Origin of the sequence: Sinorhizobium fredii USDA 257, assembly GCF_000265205.3 — a bacterium.
Classification (GTDB): domain Bacteria; phylum Pseudomonadota; class Alphaproteobacteria; order Rhizobiales; family Rhizobiaceae; genus Sinorhizobium; species Sinorhizobium fredii_B.
Genome location: NC_018000.1, coordinates 5,999,470 through 6,012,424, shown reverse-complemented (window position 1 = coordinate 6,012,424; position 12,955 = coordinate 5,999,470). Strand labels below are relative to the sequence as shown.

Here is a 12,955-nt window from a genome sequence, read left to right as displayed (position 1 = left end):
AAATGAAGCGACGCCAGGCCTGCTGTAGCATCGCCGCCCGTCCCCGCGGCTATTCACAGCATCCGTGGTAGTATCAGTCCGCCTGCTTGTCCGGAGGTTGCTCAAATATCATAGCTCATCGGCGCACTCAGCGACGCGATGAACCGCTTGGTCCGCTCCCGCTCGGGCGTTGAAAAAATCTTGCGCGGCGGACCGCTTTCGACGACGACGCCGGCGTCGAGGAAGACCACGTGATCGGCGACGCGGGAGGCAAGGCGCAGGTCGTGGGTGGCCATGATCATCGTCGTGCCTTCGCGCGCGAGACGGCTGAGCACCTCGACAACTTCCTCGGCGAGTTCCGGATCGAGCGCCGAGGTCGGCTCGTCGCACAAGAGGACGCGTGGGGACGGTGCAAGCGCGCGGGCGATCGCCACGCGCTGCTGCTGGCCGCCGGAAAGGGTCGCCGGCCAGGCATCGGCCTTGTGGGCCATGCCGACCTTCTCCAGCAGTTCAAGCGCGCGGGCACGGGCCCGGTCGGCCGGCCATTTGAGGACGGTGACGAGGCCTTCCATCACATTGCCGAGCGCGGTCTGGTGCGGAAAGAGCTGGAAGTTCTGGAACACCATGCCGGTCTGCCGTCGCAGCCGCTGGATCGCCTGCCAGCCGACCTTGCGGCCGGGGGAAAATTCCAGCTGCTCCTCCCCGAGGCGGATCGCGCCGCTGGTCGGGACTTCCAAGAGATTGACGCAGCGCAACAGCGTGCTCTTGCCGCCGCCCGACGGACCGACGAGCGCCGTCACGGTGCCTTCCGCCAGCGTGACACTGATGCCGTTCAGGACCGTATTGGTGCCGAAGCGCTTGACGATATGCGTAAGCTCGATCATGCGCGTGCCTCCAGGAAGCCGCCATAGCGGGCGAAGCGTTTCTCGAGCTTCACCTGCAGGGCCGAAAGCACCGAGCTCATGGCGAGATAGATCAGCGCCGCCTCGATATAGAGGATCAACGGCTCATAGGTGGTGGCGACGATGCGTTGCGCCGTCTGGAACAGCTCCGGCACGGTGATCGCCGCGGCAAGCGACGTGTCTTTCACCAGCGAGATGAAGGTGTTCGACAGCGGCGGCACGGCCACCCTGCCGGCCTGCGGCAGAATGGTGCGGCGCATCGCCTGGCTCCAGCTCATGCCGATTGAATAGGCGGCTTCCCACTGGCCGCGCGGCACGGAGGAGATGACGGCGCGAATGATCTCGGACGTATAGGCGCCGATGTTCAGCGTGAAACCGATGAGGGCTGCCGGGAAGGCATCGAGCAAAATGCCCATGCTCGGCAGGCCGTAGAAGATGACGAAAAGCTGGACGAGCAGCGGTGTGCCGCGGATCACCCAAACATAGAAGCGCGCCACGGCGACGAAGGGTGCCGGCGCGAAAAGCCGGGCGATGGCGGTGACGAGGCCGAGCAGCAGGCCGAGAATGAAGGAAAGCAGGGTCAGCGGGATGGTGAAAATCAACCCGGCCCAGAGCAGGGTCGGCAGCGATTCCGCCATGAGGTTCAACCAATTTGGCAAGGGAAAGCCTTTCAAAACGCGCGATCCGCTCCGGGGCCGGAACGGATCGTAATTCATGGAGCGGAATGGGGAAAGCGGTGAGGCCCGCATCCGTATAACTGTTCCGTAAGAACTCCTTCTGGCCCTACGGGCCACCCTCCCCACAGGGGGAGGGATGAGAGGCTCCGAATCCGTTGCGTCCCTCATTCGACGCTTCGAGGGTTGGGAGGGGTCAGTCGCCGGCCTCTCCACAGACGCTATTTCGAAACGTCGGCGCCGAAATATTTCTGCGAGATCTTCTCGTAGGTACCGTCGGCTTTGATTTCGGCCAGCGCCTTGTTGATCGCGGCAAGCAGTTCCGGCTCGTTCTTGCGCAGGATGATGCCGGAATAGTCGGCGTCGGATTTCTCTGCGGCGATCTTTACGTTGGCGTCCGGCTTCTGCTTCTTGAAGTCGAGGAAGGAGAGACTGTCGTTGATCGTCGCGTCGGCGCGGCCGGTCAGGACGAGCTGAATCGACTGGTCGAAGCCGTCGGTGCCGACGAGCTCGGCGCCGGAGGCTTCGGCAAGCTTGCCGAAATTGCTGGTCAGCGACTGGGCGGATCTCTTGCCTTTCAAGTCGGCGAAGTCCTTGATCTCCTCGTTGTCGCCCTTGACGATCAGCACCGCCTTGGAAGCGATGTAGGGCTCGGAGAAATCGTACTTCTTCCTGCGCTCCTCGGTGATGCCGACCTGGTTGATGACGGTGTCGTAACGGTTGGCATCGAGGCCGGCGATCAGCCCGTCCCATTTACCTTCCAGGAACTCGGCCTTGACGCCGAGGCGCTGGGCGACTGCCTGGCCGATCTCCACGTCGAAACCGACGAGCGCGCCGTTGGCATCATGATAGGTGAAAGGGGCATAGGTGCCCTCGGTACCGATCTTCAGCACGCCGGTCGATTTGATATCGTCGAGGTTCGAGCCCGCTTCGGCAGGCGCAAAGGCGGACAGTTGCAGAAGCGCGGCTGCGAAAAGTGTCGGAAGGAGTTTCATTGTTCTGTTTCCATTTTTCTGTTCTCCGGCCCGTCATCCGGATTGCGCCGAGACTCGCACAAATTCCGAAGCGCCTGAGCGCATAAAAGACCAATTCCCGGCTGTTTCGAGAGAATATTTTCTCAAGCGAACCGACCCGATCGGAACGGCCGTCATAACAACTTCCAAACTGCTTGCCTGTTCCGATCGATCCCCGGTTGAAATCGCCATGCGAGGGTGGTACTCACGTTCTTATCGATTCATGCACGTTTATGCACGATTTTGGAAAATGTCGATCGAACTGCTGCTGCGCGAAAGAAAACTCCTGATCCGGGAACGCCTGAGGACCAATGGCCGCGTTCTCGCCGCCGATCTGGCGCGCGAGTTCAATGTTTCCGAAGACACGATCCGGCGGGACCTGCGCGAGATGGCCGCGGCGGGCCTCTGCGAGCGCGTCTATGGCGGCGCCCTGCCGATTGCGCCGGATGCGGGCTCCTTGAGCGAGCGGGCCGCGCTTGCCCCGGAAAGCAAAGCGGCGCTGGCCCGGGCGTCGGTCGGCTTCATTCGGCACGGCATGACGGTGTTTCTCGATGCGGGCTCGACCAATCTGACAATTGCGCAGACCATCGAGCCGGGCCTTTCGGCGACGATCGTCACCAACACGCCGCTGATCGCCTCCGCGCTGTTAGAGAAGCCGGGGCTCGACGTCATCCTGATCGGCGGTGCGCTCGATCGCGCCGTCGGCGCTGCGGTCGGCGCGCGGGCGCAGCGCGATGCCGCACTCATGCGTCCCGACCTATGCATCCTCGGCCCCTGCGGCGCCGATGCCGATGCCGGGCTCACCGCCATCCATTTCGAGGACGCGGAATTCAAGCGACTGATAGCCGCGCGCAGCCGCTCGGTTGTCGTCGCCGTCACCACCGACAAACTCGGCACAGCCGCGCCCTATGTGGTGATCGGCATCGACGGGGTTTCGACGCTGGTTCTCGAAGCGGGCGCCCCGGAGGCATATATCGCGGCATTCACCGCACAGGGTGCCAGCGTCGTTCTTGCGACGGGGAGCGCCGGATGAGCATCGTGCATGTCGCCCTCTGGACAAGGAATTGCGATCGGATTGCCTTCCGGGTCGACGAAGCCGTACCCCGCGACCCCGACGGCAACCTTATCGAAACCACCATTTGAGCCGGGATCGGCGAACAGGAAGATCAAAATGGATCAGCGCACAGAGCACGCCCCGAAGGCGGCAGTCCGGCAGGGCTATATGTCGAAGAACCGGCTTGCCGTCTCCCTGCTGTTCTTGATGAACGGCTTCGTAACCGGAAGCTGGGCACCGAAAATTCCCGAATTCAAGGATCGACTCGGGATCGGCGAGAGCGTCCTCGGCCTCTTGATCCTGGTGTTCGGCATCGGCTCGCTGGTGCTGATGCCGATCGCCGGCGGCTATATTGCCCGCATCGGCTCCGAGAAGGTGGCCAAGACCACGGCGATCATCCTCTCGCCCCTGCTCCTCGTCCTGACGCTGTTGCCGGATGTCTGGACGGCGGCGATCGGCATGTTCCTGCTCGGCGGCTTCGTCGGCGCCATGGATGTGGCGATGAACGCCAATGCCGTCGAGGTCGAGAAATCGATGCGCCGCGCCATCATGTCCTCCTGCCACGCCTATTGGAGCCTCGGCGGGCTGATCGGCGCCGGCATCGGCGGCTTCCTGATGGCGCGCGTCGGAGTGCTGCCGCATGCCATCCTGGTGACCGGCCTCTGCGCCGCGATCCTTGCGGTCGCCTGGCCGATGATCCTTGCGGACCAGCCGCATCCCGCGGCCGCCAAGGAGAAGCTCAAGCTGCCGTTGACGCCGCTGCCTTGGCTTGTCGGCCTGATGGCGCTGTTCTCGATGGTGCCGGAAGGGGCCGTGCTCGACTGGGGAGCGCTCTATCTCCGCAACGAGCTCGGCGCCTCGGTCGAGCTCTCGGGCTTCGGCTTTGCCGCCTTCTCGGCGACCATGGCGGCGATGCGTTTTGCCGGCGATCACGTGCGCGATCGCTTCGGCGCGACGACGACGCTGCGCATCTGCACGGTCACGGCCCTCGTCGGCATGGTTCTGGCGGGGCTTGCGCCGAACGCGGCCATGGCGGTGCTCGGTTTTGCCGTCGCCGGCATCGGCATTTCGAACATGGTGCCGATCGCCTTTTCGGCCGGCGGCAACATGCCGGGCCTGCAGCCGGGCATCGGCCTCGCGGTCGCGACAACGATGGGCTATTCCGGCATGCTGTTCGCGCCGTCGCTGATCGGCTTCATTGCCGAGCACAGCGGCTTTGCCGTCATCTTCGCATCGCTGCCCGTTCTCTTCATCGTCGTGCTTCTCCTGTCGCACCACGCCGTTCATGCGGATCACAAGGGGCGGGATTAGTGTTGTCCGTGCACGGTCAGATCGGCTGGCCGGAAAGCAGGCGTGGGTCCGCTTCGCCGGCAACACTGGCCGCCTGGCGAATGAAGAAATTTTTGAGCGACGGCAGGCGGTCGACGAGGCCGAGCCCGATGTCGCGGATGACCCTCACCGGCGTGATGTCGTTGGAGAACAGCCGGTTCAGGACATCCGTCGTCACACCCATGCGGAACGTGTCGAAACGCCGCCAGAGCTGGTAGCGTTCGAGGATGGCAAGCGAGCCGATGTCGAGGCCGAGGCGATCCGCCTCGACGATCGTCTCGGCAAGTGCGGCCACGTCCTTGAAGCCGAGATTGAGGCCCTGGCCCGAGATCGGGTGGATGCCGTGGGCGGCATCACCTGCCAGCGCGAAGCGGGGTGCTACGAAATCGCGCGCCAGCGTCAGTCCGAGCGGAAAGGCCCTGCGGCCGCCGACCACCTTGAGATGGCCGAGCCTGTGGCCGAAGCGGCGCTCCAGCTCCTCCTCGAAAATAAAATCATCCTCCTTGACCAGACGCTCGGCGTCGTACGTGCTCTCGGTCCAGACGAGCGACGAACGGTTGCTCTTGAGCGGCAGCGTGGCAAAGGGACCGGCCGGCATGAAATGCTCCTCTGCCGTGCCGCCATGCGGACGCTCGTGCTCGACCGTCGTCACGATGCCCGACTGGCCGTAATCGAACTCGACGACCTTGATGCCCGCCGCCTCGCGCAACCTCGAGCGGACGCCGTCGCAGGCGACCAGCAGCCGAGCCTCCAGTGCCTCGCCGCCGGCGAGCGTCACGGCAACGGCGTGGTCGCCACTCTTGAAGCTTTCGACCATAACCGACTGCCGGATGGCGACGCCGAGTTCCCGGCAGGCCTCGCGCAAGGCGCCGACCAGGGCGGTGTTCGGCACCATATGCGCGAAGGGACGCCCCTCGCCGCCGTCGCCTTCGAATGTCAGGAACACCGGGCGGACGGGATCGACCGTCTTCGAATCGGTGATCACCATCCTGAGAATCGGTTCGGCCTCAGGCACGATCGCGCTCCAGACCCCCAGAACATCGAGCATGCGCTCGGCCGCAAGGGCGACGGCGGAGGCCCGCTCGTCCTTTTTCCACGCGCCTTCCGGCGCACCGTCGACGACCGTCACTTGAAGATGGGGAGCCGCTTTCTTCAGCGATACGGCGAGTGACAGGCCGACATAGCCGCCTCCGGCAATCAGTACATCGATCATCCCGCCTCTCTCCCGTCGCACTTGAGCATCGTTCCATGCGTATATAGATCAATGCCATCGCCGTTCCTATCATCGGAGACCGCCGAAAATGTCGCGCCCTACCGAAACCCCCATGGATGCCCTTCTTGCTATACTCGATCTCGAAAAGCTCGAAGTGAATCTGTTCCGAGGCCTCAGCCCCCAGGTCGGCTGGCAGCGCGTGTTCGGCGGCCAGGTGATCGGCCAGGCGCTGGTGGCCGCGCAACGCACCGTCGACGCAGGCCGCTACGTCCATTCGCTGCATGCCTATTTCCTCAGGCCGGGCGATCCCACCGTCCCGATCATCTACGAGGTCGACCGCATCCGCGACGGATCGAGCTTCGCCACCCGGCGCGTCGTGGCAATCCAGCACGGCAAGGCGATCTTCTCCATGTCGGCCTCGTTCCAGTTTGACGAGGACGGTTTCGACCATCAGTTCGACATGCCGGAAATCCCCATGCCGGAAACCCTGCCGGGCGAACAGGAATTGCGCGAAAAGTTCCTCGTCCATGCGCCCGAGGCGATCCGCCGCTATTGGGAGCGGCCGCGGCCGATCGAGATCCGGCCCGCCTCGTTGGAGCACTATTTTGCGCGCGACAAGGCCGCCCCGCGGCAGGACGTCTGGGTGAAGGCGGTCGGCAAGGTGCCGGACGAGCGCCATCTGCAGGCCGCCGTCCTTGCCTATCTCTCCGACATGACCCTGCTCGACACATCGCTTTACGCGCACGGCACCTCCGTCTTCGACCGGACGCTCCAGGTCGCCAGCCTCGACCACGCCATGTGGTTCCATCGTCCGTCCAAGATGGACGACTGGCTGCTCTACACGCAGGACAGCCCGAGCGCGCATGGCGCGCGCGGCATGACGCGCGGTAGCCTGTTCGATCGCTCGGGCGTGCTGATCGCTTCCGTGGCGCAGGAGGGCCTGATCCGCAAAAAGGCAACTGAGTAAAAAATGGTCAATTTTTAAAAATTGCTTATCTATTAGGCGGATCTGCTGGCGACTTTTTTGGCACTTCGCGCCTGAAGCCGGGCGAAAAGTGGTTTTTTCGTGTCTTTTCCCGAGTTTGTGCCCGCTCAATCGAATCTGGCACGCCCCTTGAATGTGACTTTTCAGTTGCCCAGCGCTTCGGCGCTTAAGCAGCAAGGAGAGACGGCCTCCGGCCGGAGGCAGACAAGGATGGGAAGCCGATGAAAATTGTGATGGCAATTATCAAGCCGTTCAAGCTCGATGAGGTCCGCGAAGCCCTGACCGCCGTAGGCATACAGGGCTTAACCGTAACCGAAGTGAAGGGATACGGCCGCCAAAAGGGGCACACCGAAATCTACCGTGGCACCGAGTATGCCGTGAGCTTCCTGCCGAAGCTGAAGATCGAAATCGCGGTTCCGTCGGAGATCGTCGACAAGGCCGTCGACGCGATCGCCTCGGCTGCCAAGACCGGCCAGATCGGCGACGGCAAGATCTTCGTCTATTCGATTGACCACGCCGTGCGCATCCGCACCGGCGAAACGGATTCAGAAGCGTTGTAAGCAGCGCCGATCAGGGAGCTTTTTTCGATGTCATTCAACCTTTCCACCTCTCTTCGACGCGTGGGCGCCACCGCTGCCGCCTTGCTCGCGCCGGTCGTTGCTTTCGCCCAGGAGACGGCGCCCGCCGCTGCCGAGGCCGTTGCAGCAACGCCGGTTCCGGACAAGGGCGACACCACCTGGATGCTGCTGTCGACCATCCTGGTCCTGCTGATGACCGTTCCCGGTCTGGCGCTCTTCTATGGCGGTCTGGTGCGCGCCAAGAACATGCTGTCGGTGCTGATGCAGGTTCTGATGATCACCGCCGTCGTGATGATCATCTGGGTGACCTACGGCTATTCGCTGGCCTTCACCGATGGCGGCTCGCTCAACTCCTTCATCGGCGGCTTCTCGAAAATGTTCCTGGCCGGCGTCGACACGACGACGCTTGCGGAAAGCTTCTCGAAGGGCGTCTTCATCCCCGAATACGTCTTCGTCGTCTTCCAGATGACCTTCGCCTGCATCACGCCGGCGCTGATCGTCGGCGCCTTCGCCGAGCGCATCAAGTTTTCGGCGGTCATGCTGTTCGTCATCCTGTGGGTCACCTTCGTCTACTTCCCGATCGCCCACATGGTCTGGTTCTGGGGTGGTCCGAGCGCCTATACGGCTCCGACCGGCCTGATCTTCTCCTTCGGCGCGATCGACTTCGCCGGCGGCACCGTCGTCCACATCAATGCGGGTATCGCGGGCCTCGTCGGCGCCATCCTGCTCGGCAAGCGCACGGGCTACAAGCGGGAGATCATGGCTCCGCATTCGATGACGCTCACCATGGTCGGCGCCTCGCTGCTGTGGGTCGGCTGGTTCGGCTTCAATGCCGGCTCGAACCTCGAAGCCAATGCCTATGCCGCTCTCGCCATGATCAACACGTTCCTGGCGACCGCAGCCGCCATCGTCTCCTGGGCGGTGGTTGAAACGCTCGTTCGCGGCAAGGCTTCGATGCTCGGTGCCGCCTCGGGTGCGGTTGCCGGTCTCGTTGCCGTTACCCCGGCTGCCGGTTTTGCCGGTCCGATGGGCGCGATCGTCCTCGGCCTCGTCGTCTCGCCGGTCTGCTACTTCTTCGTGGACGTGGTGAAAAACAAGTTCAACTATGACGACAGCCTCGACGTCTTCGGCATTCACGGCGTCGGCGGTATCCTCGGCGCGATCGGAACCGGCATCCTCGTCAATCCGGCCCTTGGTGGCGCCGGCATCGTCGACTATTCCACGGCTGACTTCGCCGCCGGCTATGCCGGCACGGCAACCCAGGTCTGGGCGCAGCTCAAGGGCGTCCTCGTCACGGTCGTTTGGTCCGGGATCGGCTCGTTCATCCTCTTCAAGGTGGTCGATGCGATCGTCGGTCTGCGCGTCTCGGTCGAAGCGGAGCGCGAAGGTCTCGACCTCTCCTCGCACGGCGAAGCGGCCTACCACACCAGCTAAGCAATTGCGGCGCCGCCTGTAGGCGGCGCCGCCGTCAGTCCCGTCGCGATCCGCATTTTACGTGGATCGCCTTTCGCCCGGATCCCCGCGATCCGGGCTTTTTTTGCCTCGGCACTCCCATCAACCGGTATTTCGGCTCCACACGCGCATGGTTAATGTCGCATTAACCCTACTCCGCGTAGGTTGATTCCATGGCACGCAATGTGCCCGGAGCATTCTGCGTCCACCCCGGCTTCGGAGGGCGGCAAGGATGCTCTGCAACTAATGGCCGGAATGCTCCCACCGTTCACTTGGAAGATGCGTGGCGCTCCGGCGGATCGAAACGGGCAGCAGGCAACATGAGCAGAAGCAACCCCGCAACGCTTGACAACCGTTCCAATCAGTTCGTGCTAACCGCCTTCCTCTGGCGCCAGATCGCGTCGCTGGCAGGCTTTGCGCTGTTCGGCGCCCTGGCGCTCGCCGTTGCCGCCCTGTCGACCTGGAACGTTGCCGATCCGAGCTTCTCCTATGCCACCTCGGACGAGCCGACCAACCTGCTCGGCTATGGCGGCGCCGCCTTTGCCGATATCTTCATGCAGTTCTTCGGCCTGGCGAGCGTCGTGGCGCTGCTGCCGGCGGTCGCCTGGGCCCTCGTGCTGATCGGCAACAAGCCCTTCGACAAGATCGTGAAGCGGCTCTGCCTCTGGTTCGTCGGGTCGGCTCTGGCAGGCGCTGCCTTGAGCTGCGTGCCGGCACCGATCACCTGGCCATTGCCAAATGGTCTCGGCGGCGTTTTCGGCGATATGATCCTGCGTTTCCCGGCGCTCTTTACCGGCACGTTCCCAACCGGCACCTTCGCGACCGTTCTCGCCTGCCTATTCGCCGGCCCGGCGGCCTGGGCGCTGATCTTCAGCGCCGGCCTGATCGGCGTCAGCGAGACGGACCTGGAAGAGGAAGCACCGGCGCCCGTCCCCAGCAAGGCGCGCACCATCCGCGAAGAACTCGAGGAAGACGACGACGAAGGTCCGCTGACCCTGCTGATGGGCTCGCTCGCCCATATGCGCTTCACGGCGCAGGCCCGGCTGCGGCGCGCCTTCGGCCTGAGCGCCAGCCGCGCCAAACGCCAGTACGACGAACCATATGATTTCAACAACGACGAATTCGGTACGCTCAACGAGCCGGTCCGGCCGAAGGCGCAGGCCGGCCTCGCACGTATCGAACCGTCGCTCGATCGCGCCGAGCGCCGCATCGTCACGCCGCCGCCGATCGTCGCCGATGAAAACGAACCGCCCTTCGACATCGACGAGGCTCGCCCCGCCGGCATCCTGCCGGACGACGAGGACGACATTGCCGCCGACTGGGCGCCGAGGCCTGCCCCCGCGAAGCCGACGGTCGCGATAGGCGGCTCGCGGGTGGCCCCGCTGCCGCCGCGCCCGAAGAGCGGCCAGCGCATCGAACGCGAGGCCCAGCGCTCCTTCGTCGACGAGGATGACGACTTCGCGCTGCCGCCGATCCATTTCCTCGCGGAGCCGAAGAATGTCGCGCGCGACGCCTCGCTGTCGGCGGATGCGCTGGAGCAGAATGCCCGCATGCTCGAAGGCGTGCTCGAGGATTTCGGCGTCAAGGGCGAGATCATCCATGTCCGTCCCGGCCCGGTGGTGACGCTCTACGAACTCGAGCCGGCGCCCGGCATCAAGTCGTCGCGCGTCATCGGCCTTGCCGACGACATCGCCCGCTCGATGAGCGCCATCGCCGCCCGCGTCGCCGTGGTGCCGGGCCGAAACGCCATCGGCATCGAACTGCCGAACCAGCGGCGCGAAATGGTTTATCTGCGCGAACTGATCGGCTCGCGCGACTTCGAGACCACCAAGACGAAGCTCGCCATGGCACTCGGCAAGACGATCGGCGGCGAAGCGGTCGTCGCCGACCTCGCCAAGATGCCGCATCTGCTCGTCGCCGGCACGACCGGCTCGGGCAAGTCGGTGGCGATCAACACGATGATCCTGTCGCTGCTCTATCGCCTCACCCCCGATCAGTGCCGGCTGATCATGATCGACCCGAAGATGCTCGAGCTCTCCGTCTATGACGGCATCCCGCATCTGCTCTCGCCGGTGGTTACCGACCCGAAGAAGGCCGTCGTCGCGCTGAAATGGACGGTGCGCGAGATGGAAGAGCGCTACAAGAAGATGTCGAAGATCGGCGTCCGCAACATCGATGGCTTCAACGCCCGCGTCGAGCAGGCGCTTGCCAGGGGCGAGGCGATCACCCGCACCGTCCAGACCGGCTTCGACCGCCAGACCGGCGAGGCCGTCTACGAAACCGAAGAGTTCGACCTCTCGCCGATGCCCTATATCGTCGTCATCATCGACGAGATGGCCGACCTGATGATGGTCGCCGGCAAGGATATCGAAGGTGCAGTGCAGCGGCTCGCCCAGATGGCGCGCGCCGCCGGCATCCACGTCATCATGGCGACGCAGCGCCCGTCGGTCGACGTCATCACCGGCACGATCAAGGCGAACTTCCCGACCCGCATCTCCTTCCAGGTTACCTCGAAGATCGACAGCCGCACCATCCTCGGCGAGCAGGGGGCCGAGCAGCTCCTCGGCCAGGGCGACATGCTCTACATGGCCGGCGGCGGCCGCATCCAGCGCGTCCACGGCCCCTTCGTCTCCGACACGGAAGTGGAAGAGGTGGTCGCCTATCTGAAGACGCAAGGGGTGCCGCAATATCTCGACGCGATCACCGAGGACGACGACGAGGAGAACGAAGGCGGCGGACCGGCCGGTACCTCGAATCTTGCGGATTCCGAGGACCCCTACGACCAGGCCGTGGCGATCGTGCTGCGCGACGGCAAGGCATCGACATCCTACGTGCAGCGGCGTCTCGGCATCGGCTATAATAGGGCCGCATCGCTGATCGAGCGGATGGAGCAGGAGGGCATCATCGGACCGGCCAACCACGCCGGCAAGCGGGAAATTCTGGTGCCGACCGAAGCGGAGATCACGGGCCGGTAAGTCTGGAGAGCCGGTCGGTAACGGTCATTTGAGAGCGGGGGCGCCGCGGTGCCGGACAACGCCTTGAAGGCGCCCCACTTGCGCTCCACATGACGCTCATATGAAGGAGACTGCGATGACAGAGACAAGAAACGATGACGGCAACACTCGGGCGATCTCGCGGCGCGTCTTCGTTTGCGGCCTGGCAGCGCTCACGGCCATCGCCGGAACGACGCTTGATGCGCCACCCGCTTCGGCGCAGGCCTCCGCCGTCGCCCAGAAGATCGCCGATCATTTCTCATCGGTGAAGACTATGGCCGGCGAATTCGTCCAGTTCGGTCCGCGCGGCGAGCAGACCGGCGGCAAGTTCTACATCCGTCGGCCCGGACGCATCCGCTTCAACTACGAGGCACCCTCGCCGATGCGCGTCATCGCCGACGGCCGGTCGGTGGTCATCGGCAACATGAAGCTGAAGACCTGGGACATCTATCCCTTGTCGAAGACGCCGCTCAATCTGCTCTTGAGCGAGAGGATCGACCTGAGCAGCCGCATGGTGCGCGCCGTCCGGGTCGAGCCCGATCTCATCACCATCGTGCTGGGCGACCGCTCGATCTTCGGCGATTCGACCATCACCATGATGTTCGATCCGAAAACCTACAATCTGAGGCAGTGGACGATTACCGACGCGCAGAAGAAGGACACGTCGGTGATGATCTTCAACGTGCAGACCGGCATCCAACTGGACGACAAGGTGTTCCGCATTCCTTATGACGAAGTGCGAAATAAAGGGGGCGGCCGCTGACCTTGCTCTACGGCGTCGTG

General features: G+C 63.9%; 11 protein-coding genes. 7 read left to right on the top strand and 4 right to left on the bottom strand.

Going from position 1 to position 12,955, the window contains the following annotated elements:
* Positions 1-101: 101 nt before the first annotated feature.
* The 3 genes from USDA257_RS28270 to USDA257_RS28260 all read right to left on the bottom strand — a co-directional run bounded on the left by USDA257_RS28270 (position 102) and on the right by USDA257_RS28260 (position 2,550).
* On the bottom strand, positions 102-863 hold the full coding sequence (locus USDA257_RS28270) for an amino acid ABC transporter ATP-binding protein (RefSeq protein WP_014766408.1): 762 nt from the start codon (positions 861-863) through the stop codon (positions 102-104).
* On the bottom strand, positions 860-1,540 hold the full coding sequence (locus tag USDA257_RS28265; RefSeq protein WP_086018067.1) for an amino acid ABC transporter permease: 681 nt from the start codon (positions 1,538-1,540) through the stop codon (positions 860-862). The genes USDA257_RS28270 and USDA257_RS28265 overlap by 4 nt, the downstream gene beginning before the upstream one ends.
* A 236-nt stretch (positions 1,541-1,776) precedes the next feature.
* On the bottom strand, positions 1,777-2,550 hold the full coding sequence (locus USDA257_RS28260; protein ID WP_041414777.1) for an amino acid ABC transporter substrate-binding protein: 774 nt from the start codon (positions 2,548-2,550) through the stop codon (positions 1,777-1,779).
* Between the two features lie 268 nt (positions 2,551-2,818).
* Here USDA257_RS28260 and USDA257_RS28255 point away from each other — a divergent pair, with 268 nt between their 5' ends.
* Complete coding sequence (locus tag USDA257_RS28255) at positions 2,819-3,601, top strand: DeoR/GlpR family DNA-binding transcription regulator (protein WP_086018066.1); 783 nt, start codon at positions 2,819-2,821, stop codon at positions 3,599-3,601.
* A 138-nt stretch (positions 3,602-3,739) separates the two neighbouring features.
* Positions 3,740-4,933 (top strand): MFS transporter, encoded by a 1,194-nt coding sequence (locus tag USDA257_RS28250; RefSeq protein WP_014766404.1) that lies wholly within the window; start codon positions 3,740-3,742, stop codon positions 4,931-4,933.
* Between the two features lie 16 nt (positions 4,934-4,949).
* Here the strand turns inward: USDA257_RS28250 and USDA257_RS28245 are convergent, their stop codons facing one another.
* Positions 4,950-6,164, bottom strand: coding sequence for a ubiquinone biosynthesis hydroxylase (locus USDA257_RS28245; protein ID WP_014766403.1), 1,215 nt, complete (start codon positions 6,162-6,164; stop codon positions 4,950-4,952).
* Between the two features lie 88 nt (positions 6,165-6,252).
* Between USDA257_RS28245 and tesB the strand changes: the two genes are divergently transcribed.
* The 5 genes from tesB (at position 6,253) to USDA257_RS28220 (ending at position 12,935) form a co-directional block, all read left to right on the top strand.
* Positions 6,253-7,131, top strand: a complete 879-nt coding sequence (gene tesB / locus USDA257_RS28240; protein WP_014766402.1) for an acyl-CoA thioesterase II — start codon at positions 6,253-6,255, stop codon at positions 7,129-7,131.
* Between the two features lie 239 nt (positions 7,132-7,370).
* Positions 7,371-7,709 carry a P-II family nitrogen regulator gene (locus USDA257_RS28235; protein ID WP_014766401.1) on the top strand — a complete coding sequence of 113 codons (339 nt, stop codon included), beginning with the start codon at positions 7,371-7,373 and terminating at the stop codon, positions 7,707-7,709.
* Positions 7,710-7,736: 27 nt separating this feature from the next.
* Positions 7,737-9,161, top strand: a complete 1,425-nt coding sequence (locus USDA257_RS28230; protein ID WP_014766400.1) for an ammonium transporter — start codon at positions 7,737-7,739, stop codon at positions 9,159-9,161.
* 338 nt (positions 9,162-9,499) lie between these two features.
* Positions 9,500-12,154, top strand: a complete 2,655-nt coding sequence (locus USDA257_RS28225; protein WP_041414772.1) for an FtsK/SpoIIIE family DNA translocase — start codon at positions 9,500-9,502, stop codon at positions 12,152-12,154.
* Between the two features lie 115 nt (positions 12,155-12,269).
* A complete protein-coding gene (locus tag USDA257_RS28220; RefSeq protein ID WP_014766398.1) occupies positions 12,270-12,935 on the top strand; it encodes an outer membrane lipoprotein carrier protein LolA in 666 nt (221 codons plus the stop codon).
* Positions 12,936-12,955 lie beyond the last annotated feature (20 nt).